The 23,314-nt window shown below is 57.0% G+C and carries 22 protein-coding genes and 1 other RNA gene; 2 read left to right on the forward strand and 21 right to left on the reverse strand.

Translation table 11 applies throughout. The features are described 5' to 3' along the window. Positions 1 to 10: 10 nt before the first annotated feature. From MCACP_RS09285 to MCACP_RS09335, 11 genes are all read right to left on the reverse strand, one after another. Positions 11 to 307, reverse strand: a complete 297-nt coding sequence (locus MCACP_RS09285) for a hypothetical protein (RefSeq protein WP_406676507.1) — start codon at positions 305 to 307, stop codon at positions 11 to 13. Between the two features lie 17 nt (positions 308 to 324). Beyond that, positions 325 to 576 (reverse strand): IreB family regulatory phosphoprotein, encoded by a 252-nt coding sequence (locus MCACP_RS09290; RefSeq protein WP_406676508.1) that lies wholly within the window; start codon positions 574 to 576, stop codon positions 325 to 327. Positions 577 to 610: 34 nt separating this feature from the next. Then, positions 611 to 3,256, reverse strand: coding sequence for an alanine--tRNA ligase (gene alaS / locus MCACP_RS09295; RefSeq protein WP_406676509.1), 2,646 nt, complete (start codon positions 3,254 to 3,256; stop codon positions 611 to 613). A gap of 165 nt (positions 3,257 to 3,421) precedes the next feature. Then, a complete protein-coding gene (locus tag MCACP_RS09300; RefSeq protein WP_406676510.1) occupies positions 3,422 to 4,627 on the reverse strand; it encodes a YgeY family selenium metabolism-linked hydrolase in 1,206 nt (401 codons plus the stop codon). A gap of 125 nt (positions 4,628 to 4,752) precedes the next feature. Further along, on the reverse strand, positions 4,753 to 5,790 hold the full coding sequence (locus MCACP_RS09305) for an AI-2E family transporter (RefSeq protein WP_406676511.1): 1,038 nt from the start codon (positions 5,788 to 5,790) through the stop codon (positions 4,753 to 4,755). Between the two features lie 12 nt (positions 5,791 to 5,802). Next, positions 5,803 to 5,985: a hypothetical protein gene (locus MCACP_RS09310; protein WP_406676512.1), complete on the reverse strand. Its 183-nt coding sequence runs from the start codon at positions 5,983 to 5,985 to the stop codon at positions 5,803 to 5,805. A 187-nt stretch (positions 5,986 to 6,172) separates the two neighbouring features. Beyond that, complete coding sequence (locus MCACP_RS09315; protein ID WP_406676513.1) at positions 6,173 to 6,631, reverse strand: PRC-barrel domain-containing protein; 459 nt, start codon at positions 6,629 to 6,631, stop codon at positions 6,173 to 6,175. 67 nt (positions 6,632 to 6,698) lie between these two features. Beyond that, positions 6,699 to 7,775 carry a tRNA 2-thiouridine(34) synthase MnmA gene (gene mnmA / locus MCACP_RS09320; RefSeq protein WP_406678725.1) on the reverse strand — a complete coding sequence of 359 codons (1,077 nt, stop codon included), beginning with the start codon at positions 7,773 to 7,775 and terminating at the stop codon, positions 6,699 to 6,701. A gap of 53 nt (positions 7,776 to 7,828) precedes the next feature. Then, the gene (gene nifU / locus MCACP_RS09325; protein WP_141265272.1) at positions 7,829 to 8,206 is read right to left on the reverse strand and encodes a Fe-S cluster assembly scaffold protein NifU; all 378 of its coding nucleotides are present in this window, start codon (positions 8,204 to 8,206) and stop codon (positions 7,829 to 7,831) included. 27 nt (positions 8,207 to 8,233) lie between these two features. Then, a complete protein-coding gene (nifS, locus tag MCACP_RS09330; protein WP_406676514.1) occupies positions 8,234 to 9,397 on the reverse strand; it encodes a cysteine desulfurase NifS in 1,164 nt (387 codons plus the stop codon). Between the two features lie 20 nt (positions 9,398 to 9,417). Beyond that, a complete protein-coding gene (locus MCACP_RS09335) occupies positions 9,418 to 9,870 on the reverse strand; it encodes an RrF2 family transcriptional regulator (RefSeq protein ID WP_406676515.1) in 453 nt (150 codons plus the stop codon). Positions 9,871 to 10,171: 301 nt separating this feature from the next. Here MCACP_RS09335 and MCACP_RS09340 point away from each other — a divergent pair, with 301 nt between their 5' ends. Together MCACP_RS09340 and MCACP_RS09345 are read left to right on the forward strand one after the other, a co-directional pair. Further along, positions 10,172 to 10,696 carry a nitroreductase family protein gene (locus MCACP_RS09340; RefSeq protein ID WP_406676516.1) on the forward strand — a complete coding sequence of 175 codons (525 nt, stop codon included), beginning with the start codon at positions 10,172 to 10,174 and terminating at the stop codon, positions 10,694 to 10,696. Positions 10,697 to 11,044: 348 nt separating this feature from the next. Beyond that, the gene (locus tag MCACP_RS09345) at positions 11,045 to 12,382 is read left to right on the forward strand and encodes an AAA family ATPase (RefSeq protein WP_406678726.1); all 1,338 of its coding nucleotides are present in this window, start codon (positions 11,045 to 11,047) and stop codon (positions 12,380 to 12,382) included. Positions 12,383 to 12,441: 59 nt separating this feature from the next. Here the strand turns inward: MCACP_RS09345 and trxA are convergent, their stop codons facing one another. From trxA to recJ, 10 genes are all read right to left on the reverse strand, one after another. Then, positions 12,442 to 12,777, reverse strand: coding sequence for a thioredoxin (gene trxA, locus MCACP_RS09350; RefSeq protein ID WP_406676517.1), 336 nt, complete (start codon positions 12,775 to 12,777; stop codon positions 12,442 to 12,444). A 21-nt stretch (positions 12,778 to 12,798) separates the two neighbouring features. Further along, positions 12,799 to 13,092 (reverse strand): metal-sensitive transcriptional regulator, encoded by a 294-nt coding sequence (locus tag MCACP_RS09355; RefSeq protein ID WP_406676518.1) that lies wholly within the window; start codon positions 13,090 to 13,092, stop codon positions 12,799 to 12,801. A 65-nt stretch (positions 13,093 to 13,157) separates the two neighbouring features. Continuing rightward, the gene (locus MCACP_RS09360) at positions 13,158 to 13,889 is read right to left on the reverse strand and encodes a tRNA threonylcarbamoyladenosine dehydratase (protein WP_406676519.1); all 732 of its coding nucleotides are present in this window, start codon (positions 13,887 to 13,889) and stop codon (positions 13,158 to 13,160) included. A gap of 7 nt (positions 13,890 to 13,896) precedes the next feature. After that, a non-coding RNA gene (ssrS, locus tag MCACP_RS09365) (6S RNA) lies at positions 13,897 to 14,081 on the reverse strand. 58 nt (positions 14,082 to 14,139) lie between these two features. Next, positions 14,140 to 15,951 (reverse strand): aspartate--tRNA ligase, encoded by a 1,812-nt coding sequence (aspS, locus tag MCACP_RS09370; protein WP_406676520.1) that lies wholly within the window; start codon positions 15,949 to 15,951, stop codon positions 14,140 to 14,142. Next, positions 15,951 to 17,222: a histidine--tRNA ligase gene (gene hisS, locus MCACP_RS09375; RefSeq protein WP_406676521.1), complete on the reverse strand. Its 1,272-nt coding sequence runs from the start codon at positions 17,220 to 17,222 to the stop codon at positions 15,951 to 15,953. The genes aspS and hisS overlap by 1 nt, the downstream gene beginning before the upstream one ends. 12 nt (positions 17,223 to 17,234) lie before the next feature. After that, entirely contained in the window at positions 17,235 to 17,858 is a 624-nt protein-coding gene (locus MCACP_RS09380; protein ID WP_406676522.1) for an MBL fold metallo-hydrolase, read from the reverse strand. Between the two features lie 33 nt (positions 17,859 to 17,891). Next, the gene (dtd, locus tag MCACP_RS09385; RefSeq protein WP_406678727.1) at positions 17,892 to 18,341 is read right to left on the reverse strand and encodes a D-aminoacyl-tRNA deacylase; all 450 of its coding nucleotides are present in this window, start codon (positions 18,339 to 18,341) and stop codon (positions 17,892 to 17,894) included. A 59-nt stretch (positions 18,342 to 18,400) separates the two neighbouring features. Continuing rightward, positions 18,401 to 20,557 (reverse strand): RelA/SpoT family protein, encoded by a 2,157-nt coding sequence (locus MCACP_RS09390; protein ID WP_406676523.1) that lies wholly within the window; start codon positions 20,555 to 20,557, stop codon positions 18,401 to 18,403. A gap of 6 nt (positions 20,558 to 20,563) precedes the next feature. Continuing rightward, entirely contained in the window at positions 20,564 to 23,311 is a 2,748-nt protein-coding gene (gene recJ / locus MCACP_RS09395; RefSeq protein ID WP_406678728.1) for a single-stranded-DNA-specific exonuclease RecJ, read from the reverse strand. Positions 23,312 to 23,314 lie beyond the last annotated feature (3 nt).

Below are 23,314 nucleotides of genomic sequence, written 5' to 3' on the forward strand. Positions count from 1 at the left end.
TCCTGAATATCTATTTCCGTATTTCATCCAGCTTTTTCTCCCAGTAAGCCAGCTTTTCTTCGGTACGGTTTAAAATCCGCTGATCCTGATCAGTAAAGAAACCTCCTTCGGCCTTTGCCCTGGCTTCCTCCAGGTGGGCGCGCATGGTTTGGAGGCAGCGCTGGTAAAGCTCCAGGGCATAGGCCGCCCGTTCCCGTTCATGCCCCCAGCCCCCCTGCCAGTCACGCACCGCGGCCTTCAGGAGGTCAAAAAACTTATCACCTTCGGTATAGAGGTTGACCGTCAGCTCCACATCCGACAGGGCCATGGGTCGCATCCTCCCCTTTAAGTTAAATAATTCTTCAGCAACTCAGCGATGATCTCATCGCGCTCCACGCGGCGAATCAAGTTGCGGGCCCCGTTATGGCTGGTAATGTAAGCCGGGTCCCCTGAGAGGAGGTAGCCGATCAACTGGTTTATGGGATCGTACCCCTTTTCCTTTAAAGCCGCCTGGACTTCCACCAGCACATCCCGGACTTTAACCTTCTCCTCTTTCTCCACTTTAAACATCATTGTTTCCTGCATGTCCCCGGACATTGCCTTCACCCTCCTTGCGGTTTCCCGGTCTCTCTTAGCGAACCTGCTGGGCCACTACCTTAAGGCTGTAGGCCAGGGCCTCGTCCAGCTTGCTTGGATCCTTGCCCCCGGCCTGGGCCATATCTGCCCGGCCCCCGCCGCCGCCGGCAGCAATCCGGGCCACCTCGCGTAATAAATTCCCGGCATGGACGCCCCGCTTCACCAGGTCTTTACTTACCATAGCAACAAAATTAACGCGACCATCATGCTGTGAACCCAGGACCACTACGCCTGAACCCATTTTGTCCCGCACTTTATCGGCCAGCTCTCGTAAAGCTTCGGAGTCGGTTATATCTACCCGGGCCTGCAGCACCCGGACCCCGGCTACTTCCCGCACTTGTTCCAGCAAATCTTTGACGGTGTAGGTAGCCAGCTGGTTACGCAAGCGGGTGATTTCCCGCTCCATTTCCTTGCCTTTCTCCAGGAGCTGCTGCACCCGTCCGGCCACCTGGAAGGGCGGTACTTTGAGCAAACCGGCGACAGAGGCCAGTTCCTGGTACTCGTGGCTAACCAGGTCCAGCGCGGCCGCTCCCGTTACCGCTTCCACCCGGCGCACGCCGGCACCAATGCTGCTCTCACTCGTAAGCCGGAAAAGACCTACTTCGCTGGTGGAGCGCAGGTGGGTACCGCCGCACAGTTCCAGGCTATAGTCACCCATCTTTACCACCCGCACCTGTCCGCCGTATTTCTCGCCAAAGAGGGCCGTAGCTCCCATGGCCTTTGCTTCCTGGAGGGAAGTCTCCAGGGTCGTTACCGGCAAACTGGCTAAAACCTTAACATTTACTTCCTTCTCTATGGCCTTCAGCTCTTCTTCGGTCAAGGGAGCAAAATGGGTAAAGTCAAAGCGCAGCCTTTCCGGTGTTACCAGGGAACCGGCCTGGTTGGCGTGTTCACCCAGAACATTCTTTAAGGCCCGGTGTAACAGGTGGGTCGCGGTATGATTCCTGGCCGTGGCCAGGCGACGCTCCCTGTCCACCATGACCTTTACTTCCTGTCCGGCAGCTAGCTTGCCGGCAGTTACAGTCACCTGGTGGACAATCTTCCCTCCGGGCAGGCGCCTGGTATCCAGTACCCCGGCCGCACCGCCGGGCCAGGCTAAACTACCCTGGTCCCCCACCTGGCCGCCACCCTCCGGGTAGCAGGGTGTCCGGTCCAGGACGACATAGCCGCTTTCCCCCTCGGCCAGATAAGGAACTCGCTCGCCTTGTCGTACCAGGGCCAGGACTTTACCGGTGTCTTCCAACCGCTCGTAGCCGGTGAATTCTGTGCCGCCGATGTCGTCCAGGTTGCCGGCAAAGGCCAGGGCAAATTCATAGGCCTTGATATCTTCGCGTGCCGCCCGAGCTCGTTCCCGCTGGGCCGCCATGGCCTCTTCAAAACCGGCCCGGTCTAATTTGAAACCCTTTTCGCCGGCAATTTCCTCTGTCAGGTCAACGGGAAAACCATAGGTATCATAGAGGGTAAAAGCTTCCTGGCCGCTGATGGTATCCCGGCCTTCACGTCCGGCCCGCTCCAGGATGCCGCTTAAGACCCTCATGCCATCATTCAGGGTTTCGTGGAAACGCTCTTCTTCCTGGCGCATTACCCGGGCAATGTACTCCCGCTGTTCCGCCACCTCGGGGTAGGCCTGGCCCATAATATCAACCACCGTATCCACCAGGCGGTACAGGAAGGGTTCCTCCACACCCAGGGCTTTACCAAAGCGAGCCGCCCGGCGCAAAATCCGGCGCAGGACGTAGCTGCGGCCTTCATTCCCCGGTAAAACGCCGTCGGCAATGAGAAAAGTACAGGCCCGGGCATGATCGGCAATGACCCGAAAGGGGAAGCCGGCCTCCCCACGATCATAGGCACGGCCGCTTAAGACTTCCATGGCCTTAATTAAAGGCTGCAGGAGGTCGGTGTCAAAATTGCTGTCCACGCCCTGTAAAATTGAGGCCATCCGTTCCAGTCCCATACCGGTATCAATGCTGGGGCGAGGTAAAGGCGTTAAATTACCGCCGGCATCCCGTTCATACTGCATAAAAACCAGGTTCCAGATCTCCAGCCAGCGGTCACAGTCACAGGCCCCCAGGGCGCAATGGGTAGCCCTGCAGGCATGTTCCGGTCCGCGGTCGTAAATAATCTCGCTGCAGGGACCGCAGGGGCCGGTGTCGCCCATGGCCCAGAAGTTATCCTTTTCACCCATGCGGACAATCCGTTCGGCCGGAATGCCGGCTACTTCCTGCCAGAGACGGTAGGCCTCATCGTCATCCTGGTAGACGGTAATCCAGAGGCGTTCCGGCGGCAACTCCAGCACCCGGGTTAAAAATTCCCAGGCAAAAGAAATGGCCTCGCGCTTGAAGTAATCACCAAAGGAGAAATTACCCAGCATCTCAAAAAAGGTATGGTGACGGGCGGTACGCCCGACGGTATCCAGGTCGTTATGTTTGCCCCCGGCTCGGACACACTTCTGGGCTGTCGTCGCCCGTTTAAAAGGGCGCCGGTCCAGGCCCAGGAAAACGTCTTTAAACTGTACCATACCGGCATTGGTAAAAAGCAGGGTCGGATCGTTCACCGGCACCAGGGAAGAACTGTGGACAATGGTATGTCCCTTACTGGCGAAAAAGCTTAAAAATTTCTCCCGGAGCTCATTCCCCGTCAAAAAACGTCAACTCCTCGTCAAAACTAAACCTCGCCCCCGCCCCGGGGCGGTGAACGAGGTTCTCCAGGCTAAATTTTTCTACATTATACCTGAAGCGGCGAAGGTTGTCAATGAAGGTTCGCCCGCAAGAAAAAGCCCCTCACTTTCATTTGAGGGGCGACTAACTTATTTGTTCATCATCTCGCTCAAGACTGTTGGGAAGAAGGCGTAAAACTCGGTGGAGCGAACGACATCCTCAATAGGTACCTGGTCGAGGACGGAGTGGGCATATACCTCATCCCCCGGTCCGAAGCCGATGGCAGGGATACCAGCTTTACCCACCCAGTAGGTGCCGTTGGTGCTGAAAACCCACTTGCCTACGCCTGTGGGTCGGCCAAAAAGCTGCTCGTAGGTTTTGAGGCCTGCCTTCACCAGGAGATGGTCCTCCGGCAGGGCCCAGGCCGGGAAGTATTTGTCGACTTTAAAGACAAAGCCGGTGTAGCTGGGATCGGCAAATTCCAGCACTTCCACCATGCCGCCATGGGGCTCGGCCACTTTGCGCACCTGCTCTACGGCCATTTCCTGGGTTTCGCCAAAGGTAAGACGGCGGTCGATGTATATAAAGCACTCGTCGGGCAGGGCATTGATAGAAGGCGTCTTGCAGTGGATATCTGTTACGGCAATGGAGCCCTTTCCCAGGAAGGGATCCTCAATAAACTCTTCCCCCATCTGGCTGATAGCCTTGATAATTTCCGCCATCTTATAAACAGCATTTACCCCTCGCTCGGGGGCACTGGCATGGCAGGTACGGCCCTTGGTGGTGACCTTCATCTCCACCCGGCCGCGATGGCCGCGGTAGATATTCATTTTCGTCGGCTCACCGATGACGACGAAGTCAGGCTTAATTTTATCCGTCACCACCAGAGAGTTGGGGGCGACGCCGTCGCAGATTTCTTCGATGTTGCCGAAGTAATAAAGGGTAAAATCACGGCTGAGGCCCAGGTCCTTCATAATTTTGAGGCCGTATACCATCCCCGGGGTGGAGTTCTTCTCATCCCCGGCACCCAGGCCGTAGAAGATGCCGTTTTCGATCTTGCCCTTATAGGGATCCCACTGCCACTGGTCAGAATCGGCTATATCAACCGTGTCGATATGGCTGTCGTAAAGCAGGACCTTCGGGCCGTTGCCAATACGACCGACGATGTTGCCCATACTGTCCAGGAAGACCTCGTCAAAATCCAGCTTTTTCATTTCCCGACCAATGCGCTCGGCCACTGCTTTGATGTCACCGTTGGGGCTGGGAATGGCTACTATGTCCCGTAAAAACTGGATTATATCCTCGCGGTACCTCTCTACTTCCGCCTTAATCTTTTTAATAATTTCCTCGTGCATCTGATTTTCCTCCTCTTAGCACGGCTTAACTTGACTTTAATCGGGCTACCATTTTTAACTTATAGTTAAGTTATTTCCACGTTGAGAGCAGGATTCCTGCCGGTTAGTAAAATTTTAACTCCAAATTAACTGCCAACCAGACGCGCCCAGATAAATTTCACTACAATGCAACCAATAGCCGTCAGGGGTACGGCCAGGAGCAGGCCGGTCACACCCCAGAGTTCGCCGCCGGCCAGGAGAGCAAAGATAATTACCAGCGGATGGAGGCCGACACTTTCACTTAAAATACGCGGAGCCAGTAAACTGCTTTCTACCTGCTGGACAATGCCCATGACTACCAGGGCGTAAAGGGCCGTTTTCTTCGATTCCAGAAGGGTCAGGGCCAGGACGGGAACAGCACCGATTACCGGTCCAAAATAGGGAATTAAATCGGCCAGGCCTACTACTGTGCCCAGGATGACTGCGTATCGGGAACCGACCAGGGCCAGGCCCATGCCGGTCAGGAAACCTACAATCAGGGACACCAGCAGGTGGCCGCGGATGAAACTGGTCAATACCCGGTCGATCTCCAGCCACAACCCTAAAGCGTCCTCTTTCATCTGGATGGGTAGCAGGTGGCTGGCTGCCCGGCCGATTTGTTCACTGTCGCGTAAAAGGTAGTAGGCTAAAATTGGCGCCAGGAGGAAGCTGGTAGCCCCGCTCAGGAGATCGAGGAGGACCTGGAGGGCCTGGCGAGCGCTCTGCTGGAAGGTGGTGCTTAGACTGGTGAGGGTTTCATCCAGGAGCCGGCGCAGGCCGGCAGGTATGGCTACTTGATTGTAACGCTGGTAGAAACCCTGAAGCAGGCCTTCAACCTCGGCCGTAAAGGCAGGCAGGCGGATAAGAAATTCATTTAATTCCCGGATTAGCCTGGGTAGAATAAAGAAAAATACCGGCAGGGAAAGGGCCAGGATAAGCAGATAGAGAAGTAAAATGGCCAGGGGGCGCTTTAAACCCTTTTTCTCTAGCTTCATCATGGCCGGCTTTAAAAGGTAGGCCAGGAAGGCCGCCAGGAAGAAAGGTGTCAAAACCTCACGCACGCGATACAGGAAAAATAAGGCCGCGGCCAGGAAAAGCCCGGCCCCGGCCAGACGCCAGATTTTTAAAGCCCGCTTTACCGTCATACTTTTCCCAACCTATGGTCTAACCTGAGAGCGGCGGCGGACAACTCCCCTGGGGCGCGCCGGGATAGGCTCCTCCGGCGGTGTAAGGGGTACCGGCTCTTGCTGCAACAGGGGTTTTTCCCGGGGCCATTTTAAGGTACTGCTGATTATGGCCCCCATGATACTGCCAGCGATAAAACCACGCCAGAAGCTCAAGCCCACCTTGCCCCCCTACCCTTCCAGGGATATTAAGGTCCCGTCCTCAGCAACATTAAAAATTTCCCGGCGGTTGTTAAATTCTACGAAACAATCCCAGCAGTAATATTGATCGGTCCCTATTTTTCCGATGGATTTACTACCGCAACGGGGGCAGTTTAACATTTAGCTCACTCCCTAAAAAATATTAACCCATAATTACTGCCTGCGTACCCCACTTAACCTCCCCGGTAAGGGGAATTTCCTGGCGCCCTTCCAGGAGGTCGTTAACCAGACCCGTTGATATTTCTAAGGCTTTCACCTGGCCGGAAGGAAGGTCAACAACCAGATCTTCCACCAGGCCCAGTTCCTGGCCGTCCCGGCTTAAAAGGCGCAGGCCTTTTATCTCCTGCCAGCGCCTTAACCCTGCCGGCAGTTCATGGCCGACGGCCTCTGCGCCGGCAACGGTAAAGGTTTTCGGTCCCCGGGACTGCAATTCCTCAAAGGATACCACCCGGGGCTGCTGCAACCAGCTGCCGTCGGCCAGGATCAGGGCCTTTAAAAGGCCGGTTGTCTCGTCATAGAGGAGGTCTTGGACCCGGCCCAATTCTTCCCCCCGGTCCTGGCTGATGACCGGTAAACCAACCAGTTCCCTCCCCTTGGGCATAGTCAAACCTCCACTAAAAAAGATAACCTTCCTCTAGTATAACCAGGGAAGGTTAACAGCATGCGCCTCAATCATGAGCAAAGGTAGCCTCGATAGTACCGCCGCCTACCACCAGGTCGCCCTGGTAGTAGACGACGGCCTGGCCCGGGGTAATGGCCCGCTGGGGCTCGTCAAACTCCAGCCTGGCGCGGCCGTCCTCCATGGGGTACACGGTAGCTGCCGCCTCGGGGGCCCGGTAACGAATTTTCGCCGTTACCCGGGCCCGGGACGGCAGTTCCCCCCACAGGATGTAATTGTTGTCCCGGGAAAAGAGAACGCGTCGCTCCAGGTCTTCTTTGCCGCCGACAATAACAGCATTGCGTTCTGGATCCAGGGCTACCACAAAGCAGGGCTTACCCAGGGCCAGGCCCAGGCCTTTGCGCTGGCCGATTGTGTAATAAGGGAGTCCCTGATGCCGGCCAACCACCCGACCCTTGACATCCAGGATGGGACCAGGTTTTATAGCCTGCCCCACCTTGCTCCGGAGGTAATCACGATAATCACCCTCGGTGATAAAACAAATATCCTGGGATTCGGCCTTTTCTGCTACCGGCAGGCCATAACTTTTGGCAATCTGGCGCACTTCTTTTTTAGTATAATCCCCCAGGGGTAGCAGGGTATGGGCCAGCTGTTCCTGGGTAAAGGAATAAAGGACATAGCTCTGGTCTTTATCGGCATCCCGCCCTTTGGCCAGGAGATACCGGCCGCGCCTGGCATCGTAAAGGCGCCGGGCATAATGGCCGGTGGCAAGATAATCCATACCCAGGGCCCTGGCCTTTTTTAAAAGGGCATCAAACCTTACCCGGCGGTTGCAGGCTATACAGGGATTGGGAGTTTCCCCTTTCAGATAAGAATTAATGAAGTAATCGATAACTTCACGCTCAAAAAGCTCGCGAAAGTTTAAGACATAATAAGGTATATCCAGGATGCCGGCCACCCGGCGGGCATCGTCGACGGCAGTAAGACTGCAACAGCCGGTTTCTCCCGCCGGAGGCGGCGTACCCTCGGGCCACTGATCCAGAGTAACGCCGATTACTTCATAGCCGGCTTCCTTCAATAAAGCGGCGGCCGTAGAACTGTCCACGCCGCCGCTCATGGCCACCATAACTTTTTCCTTGCGGGCCGCTTTCGCCACCCCCTGAATTTAGTTTTATCCACTCAAGAGGCTTTCTTATTCCTATTCCGGTAATCTTCAATGGCTTTATGCAGGGCATCGGCAGCCAGGTTGGAACAGTGCATCTTCTGGGCCGGCAGGCCGTCCAGGGCCTCGGCTACCGCCTTATTGGTTATTTGCAGTGCTTCTTCTATTGTCTTTCCTTTGACCATTTCCGTCACCATGCTGCTCGTGGCAATGGCGGCGCCACAGCCAAAGGTTTTGAACTTACAATCCTTGATTATACCGTCTTCCACCTGGATGTACAGGCGCATGATATCGCCGCAAACGGGGTTACCCACTTCACCGACACCGCTGGGATTTTCAATCTCGCCCACATTACGGGGATTGGTAAAATGGTCCATAACCTTTTCCGAATACACCCTGCTCACTCCTTTGTTTCTCCTTTTTTACCTGTTGTACAGGGGCGACATGGCACGCAACCGGGCCACTATCTCCGGCATAACTTCCAGGACGTAATCAATATCGGCTTCCGTATTATCACGGCCCAGGGTCATGCGTACCGAGCCGTGGGCCACTTCATGGGGAATTCCCATGGCCAGCAGGACATGGGACGGGTCCAGGGAACCGGAAGTGCAGGCTGAACCGCTGGAGGCGCAGATACCTTTCATGTCCAGGCTTAAAAGCAGGGATTCGCCCTCTACATAACGGAAGCTGAAGTTGGCATTGGTGGCTACCCGTTTTTCCCTGTCGCCGTTTAACTGTACATCCTCAATCCGGTTCAGAATACCGTCAATCAGCTTGTCCCGCAGGGCCTGCAGGCGTTTCATTTCCTGAGGCAGTTCCTGGCCGGCCAGTTCCGCCGCCCGGCCAAAGCCGACAATGCCCGGCATGTTTTCCGTACCCGGCCGGCGCTTGCGCTCCTGGCCCCCCCCGTGGAGAATGGGGTTAATCCTGGTACCTTTACGGATATAAAGACAGCCAACGCCCTTGGGCCCGTATATCTTATGGCCGGAAGCCGAGAGCAGGTCGACATTCAGTTCATCGACGTTAACGGGGATTTTGCCCACGCTCTGGACGGCGTCGGTATGGAAGATAATCCCCCGCTCCCGGGCAAGCTGCCCTATCTCTTTAATGGGCTGGATGGTACCCACTTCATTGTTGACGTGCATGATGCTGATGAGGATGGTTTCATCGGTTATGGCCTCTTCCACATCCTCCACCCGCACCAGGCCTTCCGGGGTTACCGGCAGGAAAGTTACTTTAAATCCCTGGCGCATTAAATACTGCGCCGTATGCAGGACGGCATGGTGCTCGATACTGGAGGTTATAATATGGCGGCCTTTTTTCTCGTTGGCCGTCGCCGTGCCGATGAGGGCCAGGTTATCGGCCTCAGTACCACCGCTGGTAAAGAAGATCTCCTCCGGCCGGGCGCCAATAAGGCCGGCTACCTTTTCCCGGGCCTCGTCCAGGGCCTTTTTCGCCTCCCGGCCGTAGCTGTAAATGGTGGAAGGATTGCCAAAGGCATCCTCCTTGAGAAAGGGCAGCATAGCATCCAGTACTTCAGGACGGACCGGTGTGGTGGCACTGTGATCAAGGTAAACCCTGCGCATAATTACACCCTTTTCTTTCGCTAGATATAATACATATAGTATTTGTCGTCTTGCTGCATTTTACTGGCTCTGGCTACCATGTCGGCCAGGGTAAAGCTATCCAGGACGCTGCTTATACTGTCCCGTACCTTCTCCCAGATGCCCCTGGTGACACAGGTTTCCGCCCGCTCGCAGCCCTCGCCTTCGCTGGCATTCAGGCATTCTACCGGGGCAATGGGGCCTTCCAGTACACGGATGATATCCCCCACGGTAATTTCTTCCGGGTCGCGGCTCAAGATATATCCGCCCTGGGCGCCCCGGACACTTTTCACCAGGCCGGCCTTGCGCAAAACGGCAATGAGCTGTTCCAGGTAGTGCTCGGAAATATCCTGCCTTTCGGCCACACTTTTAATGGGGATGGGGCCTTCGCCGTAATGCTGGGCCAGGTCAAACATGGCTCGCAGGCCATATTCACCTCGCGTTGAGAGTTTCACCCCACCACCTCCAATCCCTAGTGGTTTGCTCGGTAATAATATCTTAGCAATTAACTCAGGTATTGTCAACGCCAAAGTCGACTTTTTTACTCTGCTTTTTAAATTATCCCGCCTGGCAAGTAAATATACTATCCGGGTAAAAATCCACTTCCGGCCGTCGCAGTTATTCGGCGCATCACCCTCATAAACCCCACAGCGCTTCGGGCAGGCCCGGAAAACGCGTACCGCCGCCCAGGGCTTGCATTTCCTGGTAAGTTATGCTAATTTTTAGTACTGAAGATTGAGCAAAGGAGGCTGAACCTTGACTAAAGACGTAATCGATTGCATTAAAGAACGGCGGAGCATCCGCCGTTTCAAGCCCGACCCCATTCCCGAAGCTACCATCGGTCGCCTGCTGGAAGCAGCCTGCGCCGCGCCTTCGGCCGGTAACGTACAGCCATGGTTTTTCTATTGTATCTATAAGGACGATCTAAAAGAAGCCCTGGCCAGGGCAGCCCTGGGCCAGAAGTTCGTTGCCCAGGCGCCAGTCGTCATTGTGGTATGCGCCGACCCGGAAAGGGCCGCCACCGCTTACGGCGAACGGGGCCGCAATCTTTATTGCCTGCAGGATACGGCTGCCGCCGTCACCAACCTCATGCTGGCTGCCACCGGCTACGGCCTGGGGACCTGCTGGGTAGGGGCTTTCAGTGAAGCTGAAGTAAGCCGTGTCCTTTCTTTACCTCCCAACCTGCGGCCGGTAGCCATCATACCGGTGGGTTACCCCGACCAGACACCAGCACCGCGGCCGCGCCGTCCCCTGGAAGAGGTGGTAAGGGTTATACGTTAAATAAAAGTCAGGACTTACGCCAGTCAGCTGCCTCCAGGGCCGTCAGGTAACGCTCGCGCAGGTACGGATAACACTCAAACCATGCTGGCACCGCCAGGAAGGTTGCGAACCGAGTGTAAGGTTTCCAGCAGGTCGTGCAGGTGATGGCCCCGGGCCACTTTGTTGCAGCTCAGGCGGCGGGGCACCTCGTTCAGGGCACCGCGGCGCAGGTGGGGACAGATGGCGCCGGGGCACTCCTCCTAATGGGGCGGGATGCGGCCCGGCTTACGGTCATATGTCAATGTTTACATCCAGCTGCGAAATGCTAAAATGGAGGTAAAAAGTCCATTCCCTATTGAGGTGGCAGTGATGGACCTTTTTGAGCAGGCCAGCGAGGAAAGCCGTGAGGCACGCGCGCCCCTGGCCGTAAGGATGCGGCCGCGTACTTTAGATGAATTTGTCGGCCAGGAAAAAATCGTCGGGCCCGGTACCCTGCTGCGCCGGGCCATTGAAAACGACAGCCTGAGTTCCATTATCCTCTGGGGACCTCCGGGGAGCGGTAAAACCACCCTAGCCCGGATTATCGCTCGCATGACCAGGGCCCACTTTGAATCTTTAAATGCCGTTTTAGACGGCGTTAACGATATTCGCCGGGTCATTGCCGCAGCCCGGGAGCGGGAAAAATATTACCAGCAAAAGACGGTAATCTTTGTCGACGAGATTCACCGCTGGGCCAAAAACATTCAGGATGCCCTCCTCCCCTGCGTTGAGGAAGGATTGCTCACCCTTATTGGCGCCACGGTTGAGAATCCCATGTTTACCGTTAATGCCGCCATCCGTTCTCGTTCAAGAATCTTCCGCCTGGAGGCTTTATCTGACCAAGCCATCCTGACCATCCTTCAGCGGGCCCTGCAAGATCCCGACCGGGGACTGGGCAAATTTAGCGTTGTAGTTGAGCCAGCGGCCCTGGAGCACCTGGCCCGGGTAGCCAACGGTGATGCCCGGGTGGCTTTAAACGCCCTGGAGTTTGCTGTCCTCACCACTCCACCGGACGAAAAGGGCCGGCGTATCCTTACCCTCAAGGTTGCTGAAGAGGCCATCCAGCAGCGGGCCGTCCTCTATGACCGGGATGGTGACCAGCATTATGACTGCGTCTCGGCCTGGATTAAAAGTATGCGCGGTTCAGACCCCGACGCCGCCCTTTACTGGCTGGCCCGGATGATTTACGCCGGGGAAGATCCGGCCTTCCTGGCCCGCCGGCTCTTGGTCCATGCCGCCGAGGACGTGGGCCTGGCCGATCCCCAGGCCCTGGTGGTGGCCAGTGCCGCCGCCCAGGCTGTGGAACGGGTAGGCCTGCCGGAAGGCCGCATAATCCTGGCCGAAGCTACCATCTATATTGCCCTGGCCCCCAAGAGCAATTCGGTCATCAAGGCTATCGACGCTGCGCTGGCAGCAGTGGAAAAAGAAACGGCCGGGCCGGTACCCATCCACCTGCGGGATGCTAATTACCGGGGCGCGGCCGCCTTTGGCCACGGGAAGGGCTATAAGTACCCCCATGATTACCCCGGCGGCTGGGTGGAACAGCAGTACCTGCCGGACAACCTCCGGGGAAAGGTTTTTTACCATCCCAGCGACTACGGCCGGGAAGGGCAATTAAAAACGGCCTGGCAGCAGCGCAGGCGTAACAGGGATAATAGCAGCGGTTAAGTTGTGGATAGCCCACCGGGTAAGACGTGATGCTCTAACCGGTGGGTTATCCCTGTGGTTTATAAATGCTTCTCCAGCACCTGGACCAGCTTGTCTTTAGTCTGGTACCCGATAAGCCGGGAGACAACTTCGCCGTTTTTAAACAGCAATAGGGTAGGAATACTCATAATGCCATACTCCGCTGCCAGTCCTTGATACTCATCTACATTCAGCTTGGCCACCTTGATTCTACCCTTGTATTCCTCCGCCAGTTCATCCACAAGGGGAGCAATCATCCGGCAGGGACCACACCACACAGCCCAGAAGTCAACCAGAACCGGGAGCTGCGCGGAGAGCACTTCTTCTTTAAAATTGGCATCCGTGAGGGTAACGATATTTGGCGCTGCCAAACCCATTCTCTCCCTTCGCTTGTCCCTTTAATTAATAAAACGGTTTAAAACATCGATTAATTCATTAATTATTTCTCCATCTTCCTGATTGACAATGGCCGTCCGGACACAACCCCGGACATGGGCTTCAAAAATCATGGTTCCTACCTTTTTCAAGGCTGCCCGCGCGGCGGCGATCTGAATGAGAATATCGACACAGTACTTGTCCTCTTCAATCATGCGGTGGATACCTTTAACCTGACCCTCGATCTTCCGCAGGCGGAGCAGTAAATCATCCCGCTGGGGGGCATAGGAACTCTCTTCGCCCGGCCTCCTGCTCACTTCTCTGAACCTCCTTCCCCGGGGATACCCTTATCCAGTATAAAGCATAATTGCAGCCACGGCAACTAACAATTGCCCCGGGAAAGAAGGTGGCGTACCACCAGGCTGGCCAGCATCAGGCCGGCCACGGCCGGGACAAAAACCAGACTGCCGGGGGGTTGTCGTTCGCCCGGCACCAGGTCCGGGATGGCCCGGGCCGGCAGCGGCGGTTCTTCCGAATAGACCACCGTCAGGCCCGTAGTGATGCCCCGGGCTTTTAGACCCCGCCGTACGACCCGGGCCAGGGGACATCCCCGGGTGGCGCTGATGTCGGCCACCTTTAAACGGGTGGGGTCCATCCTGTTACCGGCCCCCATGCTGCTGACCACAGGTACCCCCGCCTGCAGGGCCGTAGCCAGGAGGTCAATTTTGGCTGCCACGCTGTCAATGGCATCAACCAGGTAATCCAGGTCGTGCCGGACAAATTTAGAACCCGTTGCCGGGCTGTACGCTTCCTGCCGGGTAACAATTACCGCCTCCGGGTTAATCTCCCGGCACCGCCGGGCCAGGACTTCTACCTTGGGCTGGCCAAGGGTTGAATGGAGGGCCGGCACCTGGCGGTTGATGTTGCTGGGCCGTACTACATCCGGGTCCACCAGTTCCAGGTAGCCTATACCCGACCGGGCCAGACCCTCCACAGCAAAGGAACCGACACCGCCGGTACCAATTACCGCTACCCGGGATGCTGCCAGGCGGGCCCGCCCTTCGGGCCCAATGAGCATTTCCGTTCGGGACCAGAAACTCTCCACCTTGCTCACCTAAAAATAAAACCCCACAAATGCCGTGCTCACCGTGTGTTTAATGAACCCGCTCTCAGCAGGTGGGTGCCTCCCTGGACGCTTTTTGCTTCCCCTCCAAGGGGGCCTGCAAGCCACGCCCAGAGGTGGGGCTCCCTTTGTATAGGTGTTGGCTCAAAACTCCACGGTGCGACACGAACATCGCAGGGTAAAATTTTGCTTTTCCTGTTGCAAGCATAATCTTAACATAAACTTAAAGGATTTGCAAGTACTATGCTTTACCAGCACTGCTTTGTTTACCCGCCGGACGGGCGGTAGTTTTGAGATGCAGCTCCAGGAGCTGTTCCGGCGCGACTGTCGAAGGCGCCGCCGTCATCAGGCAGGTACCGCTCTGGGTTTTGGGGAAAGCGATGCAGTCGCGGATGGTATCCCGCCGGGCCATGAGCATGATCATCCGATCCAGCCCAAAGGCAATGCCGCCGTGGGGCGGAGTGCCGTACTCAAAGGCCTCCAGCAGGAAACCAAATTTCTCCCGGGCCTCTTCCGGGGAAAAGCCCAGGAGGCTAAAGATTTTTTCCTGGATATCGCGGCGGTGAATACGGATGCTGCCTCCGCCCAGCTCGACGCCGTTTAAAACCAAGTCGTAGGCCAGGGCGCGCACCTTAAGAGGCTCGGTATCCAGCAGGGGCCAGTCCTCCTCCATGGGCATGGTAAAGGGGTGGTGGACGGCCACGTAGCGTTTTTCTTCCGGGCTGTATTCCAGTAAGGGGAAATCCGTTACCCAGGTAAAAGCCAGTTGCTCCGGATCATAGAGGTGTAACCGCCGGCCCAGCTCCAGGCGTAAAGCTCCCAGGACGCTGGCCGCAACCATCTCATTATCGGCAACAAACAGGAGCAGGTCCCCTTCCCGGCCGCCCATCCTGGCCACCAGTTCCTGGAGCTCTTCGCTGGTAAAGAACTTGGCAATGGGAGAGCGGACACCTTCGGCCGTAACGGCCATCCAGGCCAGGCCTTTGGCCCCACAGGCGGCCGCAGCTTGCGTCAATTCATCCAGTTCCCGGCGGGAGAAACCGGCACCGCCGGGGACGCACAGGCCCCGTACGACTCCGCCCCGGGCTACCGCGTCGGCAAAAACCTTAAAGCCGCATCCTCTAACCAGGTCAGACACATCGGTAATCTCCAGGCCGAAGCGAAGATCGGGTTTGTCAGTACCAAAGCGAGCCATGGCTTCTTGATAGGTCAGCCGGGGCAGGGGTAGGGCAAGTTCAATCCCTACGGTTTCCCGGAAAACACAGGCCATTAATTCTTCCACCAGGCTTAAAACATCTTCCCGCTGGACAAATGACATCTCCATATCCAGCTGGGTAAACTCCGGCTGGCGGTCGGCCCTTAAGTCTTCATCCCGGAAACAGCGGACAATCTGGAAATAACGTTCTATACCGGCGACCATGAGAATTTGTTTAAAGAGCTGGGGTGACTGGGGCAGGGCAAAGAATTCCCCCGGCCGCAGGCGGCTGGGTACCAGGAAATCCCGCGCCCCTTCCGGGGTGCTGCGGGTGAGCATAGGTGTTTCAATTTCCCAGAAGCCCCGGCTGTCCAGGAAGGCGCGGATAGCCCTGGTCGTCCGGTATCGCAGGTGCAAAATGTTCTGCATTTCCGGGCGGCGCAGGTCCAGGTAGCGGTAACGCAGGCGCAAGGCTTCGTCGACAGCAATGTTATCCTCAATGTAAAAGGGCGGCGTCTTGGCCCGGTTGAGGATGCGCAGTTCCCGCGCCTCGACTTCAATGGTGCCGGTGGCGAGCCTGGGATTGGCCGTACCTTCCGGTCGCGGCCGCACTTTCCCCCTCACCGCCACCACATATTCATTGCGTACCTCTTCGGCTTTCTTAAAGGCCGGTCCTGCCTCCGGGTCGCAGACAACCTGCACCAGGCCGGATCGATCGCGCAAGTCGATAAAGATGAGGCCGCCGTGATCGCGGCGGCGGTGCACCCAGCCCATAAGGGTTACTTCTTTACCTGTATCTGCTGCTCTGAGCTCCCCGCAACCATGAGTGCGGTGCAGCCCGGCTATAGACTCAAGCACTAAAATCCACGCTCCTTTTCCTGCCGGCAGTAAGCAGCTGCTGCGTCTAAAGGTATTTCTTCCTGGTCCCCACTATCCAGGCGGCGGACCAGGACCTGCCCCCGGGCCAGTTCTTCTTCCCCAAGGATTACTACCAGTTTAGCCGGGTAGCGATTGGCATATTTCATCTGGGCCTTGAGGCTGCGGCCCAGGTAGTCTTTATCGGCCTTCAACCCAGCCGCCCTTAAACTGGCCAGCAGGCGGACAGCCACCCTCTCTACCCCGGCACCAGCCGTCACTACCAGAACATCTACTCCTCCACCGGGCATCAATTCCCGGCCCTGGGATTCCAGGGCGAGTAAGACCCGTTCCAGCCCAAGGCCAAAGCCAATTCCAGGCACCGGTTTACCCCCCAGGGCCGCCACCAGGCCATCATAGCGACCGCCGCCGCCAATGGAACTCTGGGCCCCGATGCCTTTAACCATTATTTCAAAGGCCGTATTGGTGTAGTAATCCAGGCCGCGCACCAGGTGCTCGTCCAGGATAAAGTCAATCTCCAATTCTTGCAGGTACTCCTGGACGCGCTCAAAATGCTGACCGCAGTCCGGGCAGAGGGAGGCGGCTATCGTCGGCGCCCCGGCCACTATTTCCTGGCAGACCGGGCTCTTGCAGTCAAAGATGCGCAAAGGATTACGCTCAAAACGTCCCTGGCAAGTTGGGCATAGATCGGCAAGGTGCGGCCGCAGGTAATCCTGCAGTTTCTCCCGGTGCCGGGGCCGGCAGGCCGGGCAGCCGACGCTGTTTAAATGCAGTTCCAGGTCCTTCAGCGCCAGGCGGTTATAAAAATCCATGGCCAGGGCGATAACCTCGGCGTCCAGGGCCGGGTCACGGGAACCAAAGGCTTCCACTCCAAACTGGTGGAACTGGCGCAGCCGGCCGGCCTGGGGGCGGCCGTAACGGAACATGGGACCAAGGTAAAAAAGCTTTACCGGCAATCCCCCGGCCTCCAGGTGGTGTTCCAGGAAGGCCCGCACCACCGGCGCCGTGCCTTCCGGCCGCAAGGTCAAGCTGCGCCCGCCGCGATCGGTGAAGGTATACATTTCCTTCTCCACAATATCAGTGGTATCCCCCACACCGCGGTTAAAAAGCTCGGTATGTTCAAAAACGGGCGTACGGATTTCCCGGTAGCCGTACAGCCGGCTCACCTGCCTGGCAGTGGCTTCCAGCAAGTACCAGCGGCCCACCTCTTCCGGCAGGATGTCTTCCGTACCCCGTGGTCGACTGGTAAGCATCTCAGGCCTCCATTAACTAAAAAAGGGATTCTCGGCCCGCTCGGCACCAATGGTAGAGGCCGGGCCGTGGCCGGGATAAATTTTCAAGTCATCATCCAGGACAAAAAGTTTTTCTTTGATGGAATTAAGGAGCTGGTTAAAGGAACCGCCGGGAAAATCGGTACGGCCGATGGAACCGGCGAAAAGGGTATCGCCCGTAAATATTAATCCCTCGCCTTGTAAGCAAATCCCGCCCGGGGTATGCCCGGGGGTATGGATCACCGTCAAGGTAATGGTCCGGCCGATGGTGATAGTATCTCCATCCTGTAAAAGGCGATCGGCGCCGGGGCTCCTTTCCCTGGCTCCCATGAGCACGGAAAGATTGCGCCCGGGATCGGTAAGACAGGGAGCATCGTTGCCATGGATCAGGATGGCGGCGCCAGTGGCGTCTTTTATGGCCCCGTTGGCCCCAATATGGTCAATATGGCCATGGGTATTGATGATATAGCGGATTTTTAAGTTCGCTTCCCTGGCTGCCGCGAGGATTCGCTCTCCTTCTGCGCCCGGGTCAATGATAGCCCCTTCCTTCGTTTCCTGGCAACCCACAAGGTAGCAGTTGGTGCCAATGGGGCCTACCACCAGGGTTTTTAAAAACATAAAGCAACCACATCCCCTGAAAAAAACTCCAACCTAAAACAACTTTTTACTATCCAGCAACATGGTTACCGGGCCGTCGTTTTCCAGGGCCACCAGCATCTCGGCCTGGAAGTGGCCGGTGGCTACCCTAATGCCATAGGCTGCCAGGGCGGCAACAAATTGCCCGTACAGCTCCCTGGCTAATTCCGGCGGCGCCGCGGCGGTAAAATTGGGCCGCCGCCCTTTGCGGCAGTCGCCGTAAAGGGTAAACTGGGAAACAGCCAGTACTTCGCCGCCGACATCCAGGACCGATAAGTTCATTTTACCTTCGTTATCAGCAAAGATGCGCAAATTGGCCACCTTGTCGGCCAGGTAGGCAACGTCATGGCCGTCATCCCCCTGGCCTACGCCGAGGAAAACCAGGAGCCCCGGGCCGATGGCGCCCACTTCCTGTCCCTCTACCGTCACCCGCGCCCTTTTGACCCGCTGCACTACCGCCCTAATAATTGTCACCTGCCTTCCAGTTTAACACAAAAAAAGATGAAAACAAAGCCGTCATTCATTTAACCGGGTATTACCCTTTTGACCTCCAACACATCGCGGATACGGCGGATTTTATCCATAATATAGTTCAGGTGCTCCAGGCTCCTGATTTCAATCTTTAAGTCCACCAGGGCCTGGTCATTTCTGGTGGCGCGGGCGTGGACGGAGTTAATAATGGTTTTGGTATCCGCCACAGCGGCCATAATATCCATGGCCAGATTGGGCCGGTCCAGGGCCAGGGCCTCGATATGCACCTGGTAGGTGGCATCGGTGGTATCTCCCCAGGCCACCTCAATAATTCGCTCCTTTTCCGTTTCCCGGTGGTGGTTGATATTGGGACAATCGATCCGGTGGACGCTGACACCCCGCCCCCGGGTTATATAACCGAGGATGGCGTCCCCCGGCAGGGGATTGCAGCAGTGGGCCAGGCGGATATCCAGGTTGTCTAACCCCTTAATCCGAATACCATGGGAAGGTTTACCGTAACCGCTCCAGGGCTTCACTGCTGTCTTGGCAGCTTCCGCAGGGGGCGGTACTTCTTCTTCACCCTTCAGCCGGCCGAGTACCTGGGATGGGGTCATAACCCCATCGCCCACCATTACATACAGGTCTTCGCTGGTGGCCACATTGAATTTACGGGCCGCTTCCTGGAGCAGGGCCGGTTTTAAGATTTCTTCCGGGTCTAAGCCCTGTTTCTGGCATTCTTTTTCCAGCATTTCCCGGCCCCTGGCCAGGTTTTTCTCCCGCTCTTCCTTTCTAAACCACTGGCGGATGCGGTTTTTGGCCTGGGAAGTCTTGACGATGTGCAACCAGTCCCGGCTGGGGCGGCTGCCCTTGGTGGTTAAAACTTCAACAATATCCCCTGTTTTTAACTTATAATCCAGGGGTACAATGCGGCCGTTAACCCGTGCCCCGGTACAGCGGTGGCCCACATCGGTATGCACGCGATAGGCGAAGTCTATGGGCACCGAACCGGCCGGCAATTCCACCACATCCCCCTTGGGGGTAAAGACGTAGACGCGATCGGAAAAGAGATCGATCTTTAAGGATTCCATGAACTCCCGGGGATCGCGCATCTCTCGCTGCCAGTCCAGGAGCTGCCGCAGCCAGGTCAGTTTTTTCTCAAAGTCCGGGTCCGAGTTACCGCCGTCTTCTTTATAGCGCCAGTGGGCGGCAATGCCGTATTCGGCCGTGCGGTGCATTTCCCAGGTGCGGATCTGGATTTCAAAGGGGTCACCATTGGGTCCGATAACAGTGGTATGCAGGGACTGGTACATATTGGGCTTGGGCATGGCAATGTAATCCTTAAAGCGCCCGGGAATTGGCTTCCAGAGGGCATGGACCAGCCCCAGGACGGCATAACAATCCTTTACACTATCAACAATCACCCGCACGGCAATGAGGTCGTATATCTCGCTTAACTCCTTGCCCTGCTTCATCATTTTATTGTAAATACTGTAAAAATGCTTGGGCCGCCCCTGGATGTCGGCTTTAATCCCACCTTCGGCCAGCTTTTCCCCCAGGATCTTAACCACTTGCTGGATATATTCTTCCCGTTCCCGACGCTTCATGTTAATGCTGTTGACCAGCTCATAATAGCGTTCAGGCTCGAGATAGCGCAGGGACTGGTCTTCCAGTTCCCACTTCAGGCGGAAAATACCAAGGCGGTGGGCCAGGGGCGCAAAAATTTCCAGGGTCTCCCGGGCAATCTCCTGCTGCTTTTCCGGCGGGTGATGCTTCAAGGTGCGCATGTTATGCAGGCGGTCGGCTAGTTTAATCAGGATGACCCGGATGTCCTGGGCCATGGCCAGGAACATTTTGCGTAAAGTTTCCGCCTGCTGCTCTTCCTTGGTCTTGTATTCCAGGCGGCTGAGCTTGGTGACGCCGTCGACCAGAAGGGCCACTTCATCGCCAAATATTTCCTTAATGGTATCCAGGCTGATGGGCGTATCTTCCACCACATCATGGAGGAGGGCCGCTGCTATAGTCACCACATCCAGCTGCAATTCCGCCAGGATAGCAGCTACATTTAAGGGGTGAGTAATATAATCTTCTCCGGAGCGGCGCTTCTGTCCCTGGTGGGCGGCAGCAGCAAACTGATAGGCATCCTCCAGGAGCTTCAGGTCCGCTCCCGGCTGGTAACTTTTAACTTGTTGCTCGAGTTCCTTCAGGTCCACAGGACATCACCTCCTCCCTGCAATTTGCCGGTAAAATTGCCGGGCCATTTCTGTTTCCGCCAGAAGCTGGCGGTAACGCCGGGAAGCCATTAAATTGCTCCTGGCAGCTACCTCCTGGAGATGAATGGCCAGCTCTCGCCCCCGGCTTTCCACCCGGATGAGACCAAGTTCTTCAAAAATCGCCAGGTACCATCGTTGATGATAACCTTTATTATTAATTATGTAAAGCCTGCTGCCGTTGTTAGTCCCTTTTTGCAGCTGGCGGTAAAATACTACCAGTTCCCGGCGCAGGTTTTCCGGCTGCCTGTCCCCTTCCCGGAGGTTGATATATACTTCCGGCACCTGTTCATCCGCCGGCAGGGCCAGCTCTATTTCCTCCTGGCTGCCGGGAGGGTAATTAAAGATTACGGCATCGGCTGGGTAAAACCATGCCGGCATCTCCCGGTTGGCTACCAGCAGCGGCAGGCGGCCGCTCAAAGCCACTTCCCGGGCCAGCCAGAGGTGCCGGGCATCAAGAAAAGTATCTACGGCCAGCCGCACCCCGGGCAGCTCCTGCTGCAATCGGGCACCCAGCTGTAGCATCTGCGCCGCGTCCTTTTCATAAAGGAGGACGTTTTGTCCCCTGGCCAGCAGCTCTGTTAAAAGGGGCAACAGTTCCGGGAATACCTGCCAGGTCGCCGGACTGCTGGTAGGACGTAACAGGTACCCGGCCGCCTGTTCACCGGTGACCATGGTAGATACCAGGAAGGAAGCTTCCCCGGCCCCTACACCTGCCGGCCAGAAGGGGTGACAGGTGATGATCGCCCCTTCCCGGGACAAAATCCTGTTTAAACCCGCCTGCCCCAGCCAGGGGCCCAGGGGGCGTAAGAATACTGGATTCTTGAAACAGCGCTTAAAACCGTAATAGCACTGGCGGATGGCAAGGCTGGTGGCGAATAAAAGTCCCGCGACCGGGCGGTTGTTACTTAAGGCTCTTTGCAGTTGCCGGCACCAGGTTGAACTGGCGCCTGCCGTACCGGTTGCCGCCACCAGTTCCTTGTTTATAGTCGGCAGTACTGGTACCCGGCCGGACGGCCGGAGGGCCGCCAGGGAGAGCTGCAGCTCCTCTTTTCCCTTGTAGTTGTCCCGTTCCAGGTAAAAGGCCAGGTCTACCAGGTCACCGGGAGATAGTTCCGGCGGTAATTGCAGGTTAAAGCCAATGGCCTCCAGTTGCCTGCCTTCACCGGCTACCGTCAATTTTAAATGGGCACCATTGCTGCCCACCTGGCGGGCCGCCTTCAACCGGGCGTTACTGTAGAGCAGCAGGGGAGGGGGGTTGCCCTCACCAAAGGGAGCCAGGCCCTCCAGCTCCGCCAGTAAGTCCCAGTCCAGCTGGCTGAAAAGGACTTCCGCCTCAGGCGCTACTTCGGGAGGCGGTTGAACCTCAGCCATGAGTGACTTTACTATTTCATTAAAGGCGGCCTGGAAGGCCGGTATTTCTTTGGCGGCGATCTCCAGTCCTCCAGCCCGGGCATGACCGCCAAAGGACAGGAGGTAGGAACGGCACCTGGCGAAGATTTCATGGAGATTGATACCCGGGAGGCTACGGCCCGAACCCCGGCCCCTATCGCCCCCCACGGCAATTAAAACAACCGGACAGTTATATTTTTCCACCAGGCGGGCGGCAATAATGCCGGTTACTCCCGGGTGCCAGCCCTCGGCCGCCAGGACCAGGCCTTTTGCTCCTGCAGCTAAAGCCGTTACGGCCATGGCTTCAGCCTCGGCGGCAATGCTCTCCTCCAGGTGTCTCCGGGCCTGGTTTTCCTCCTGCAGGCGCCGGGCCAGTTCCAGGGCCCGCTGGGGAGAAGAAGTTAGCAAAATTTCCAGGGCCGGCATGGCACTTCCCAGGCGGCCGCAGGCATTCAAGCGGGGAACAAGGCCGAAGGCCACTTCCCGGGCCGTCCACTCCCTGGCCGGCAGGCCTGCCACCTCTGCCAGGGCTTTCAAGCCAGGCCGCATGCTCCCGGACAGGGCCTTTAAACCCAGCTGGACCAAGAGGCGGTTTTCTCCCAGGAGGGGTACGGCGTCAGCGATAGTCGCCAGGGCTACCAGGTCCAGGGCCCAGCCGGCGGCCACACCTCCCTGGGGTGCCAGACCAAAGTGGGTCGCCAGGGACTGGGCCAGTTTGAAGGCCACCCCGGCGCCGCAGAGGGGAGGCAGGCCCGGTGCCAGCAGGGGATTAACTACGGCACTCGCCTGGGGCAGGCTTGTCCCGGGCCGGTGGTGATCGGTAATAATCAGGTCCAGACCCTGTTCCCGGGCGAAGATGGCCTCCTCCAGGGAAGTAATGCCACAGTCCACTGTTATGACCAGCTGACAATTTAACTCCAGGGCTTTAATGAGGCCCTTCTTTTTTAAACCATAACCCTCCGTTAGACGGTCGGGCAGGTAAACTTCAGCCTCAACCCCCAGACGCGCCAGGGTTTCCAGCATAATGGCCGTGGCCGCCAGGCCGTCGACATCATAGTCACCATGGACCATGATTTTTTCCCGGTTTACTATAGCCCGGACCAGGCGCTCCCGGGCCGCCGGCAGGCCGGGAATTTTCTCCGGCGGCATGAGATTGGCCGGGTCCGGCTGGAAAAAAGCCCTGGCCGCTGCCGCTGTAGTTATGCCCCGGTTAATAAGAATTTGCGCTGTTACAGGTGAGATATGTAACTCCCGGGCCAGGGCGAGCCTCTCCGGCAGGTTTACTGGAGGCATGGCCCACCGCATGCC

The sequence above is a fragment of the Neomoorella carbonis genome (genome assembly GCF_045278715.1).
Classification (GTDB): Bacteria; Bacillota; DSM-521; order Neomoorellales; family Neomoorellaceae; genus Neomoorella; species Neomoorella carbonis.

Bases quoted from the DNA above. Each gene is read 5' to 3' on its own strand.
- hisS (WP_406676521.1), bottom strand. From the start codon at position 17,222: ATGCTTACCAGTCGACCACGGGGTACGGAAGACATCCTGCCGGAAGAG.
- MCACP_RS09345 (WP_406678726.1), top strand. From the start codon at position 11,045: ATGGACCTTTTTGAGCAGGCCAGCGAGGAAAGCCGTGAGGCACGCGCG.
- MCACP_RS09300 (WP_406676510.1), bottom strand. From the start codon at position 4,627: ATGCACGAGGAAATTATTAAAAAGATTAAGGCGGAAGTAGAGAGGTAC.
- MCACP_RS09285 (WP_406676507.1), bottom strand. From the start codon at position 307: ATGGCCCTGTCGGATGTGGAGCTGACGGTCAACCTCTATACCGAAGGT.
- MCACP_RS09290 (WP_406676508.1), bottom strand. From the start codon at position 576: ATGTCCGGGGACATGCAGGAAACAATGATGTTTAAAGTGGAGAAAGAG.
- mnmA (WP_406678725.1), bottom strand. From the start codon at position 7,775: ATGGTGGCCATGAGCGGCGGCGTGGACAGTTCTACGGCCGCCGCTTTA.
- MCACP_RS09305 (WP_406676511.1), bottom strand. From the start codon at position 5,790: ATGACGGTAAAGCGGGCTTTAAAAATCTGGCGTCTGGCCGGGGCCGGG.
- nifS (WP_406676514.1), bottom strand. From the start codon at position 9,397: ATGCGCAGGGTTTACCTTGATCACAGTGCCACCACACCGGTCCGTCCT.
- recJ (WP_406678728.1), bottom strand. From the start codon at position 23,311: ATGCGGTGGGCCATGCCTCCAGTAAACCTGCCGGAGAGGCTCGCCCTG.
- trxA (WP_406676517.1), bottom strand. From the start codon at position 12,777: ATGGGTTTGGCAGCGCCAAATATCGTTACCCTCACGGATGCCAATTTT.
- MCACP_RS09380 (WP_406676522.1), bottom strand. From the start codon at position 17,858: ATGTTTTTAAAAACCCTGGTGGTAGGCCCCATTGGCACCAACTGCTAC.
- MCACP_RS09315 (WP_406676513.1), bottom strand. From the start codon at position 6,631: ATGCCCAAGGGGAGGGAACTGGTTGGTTTACCGGTCATCAGCCAGGAC.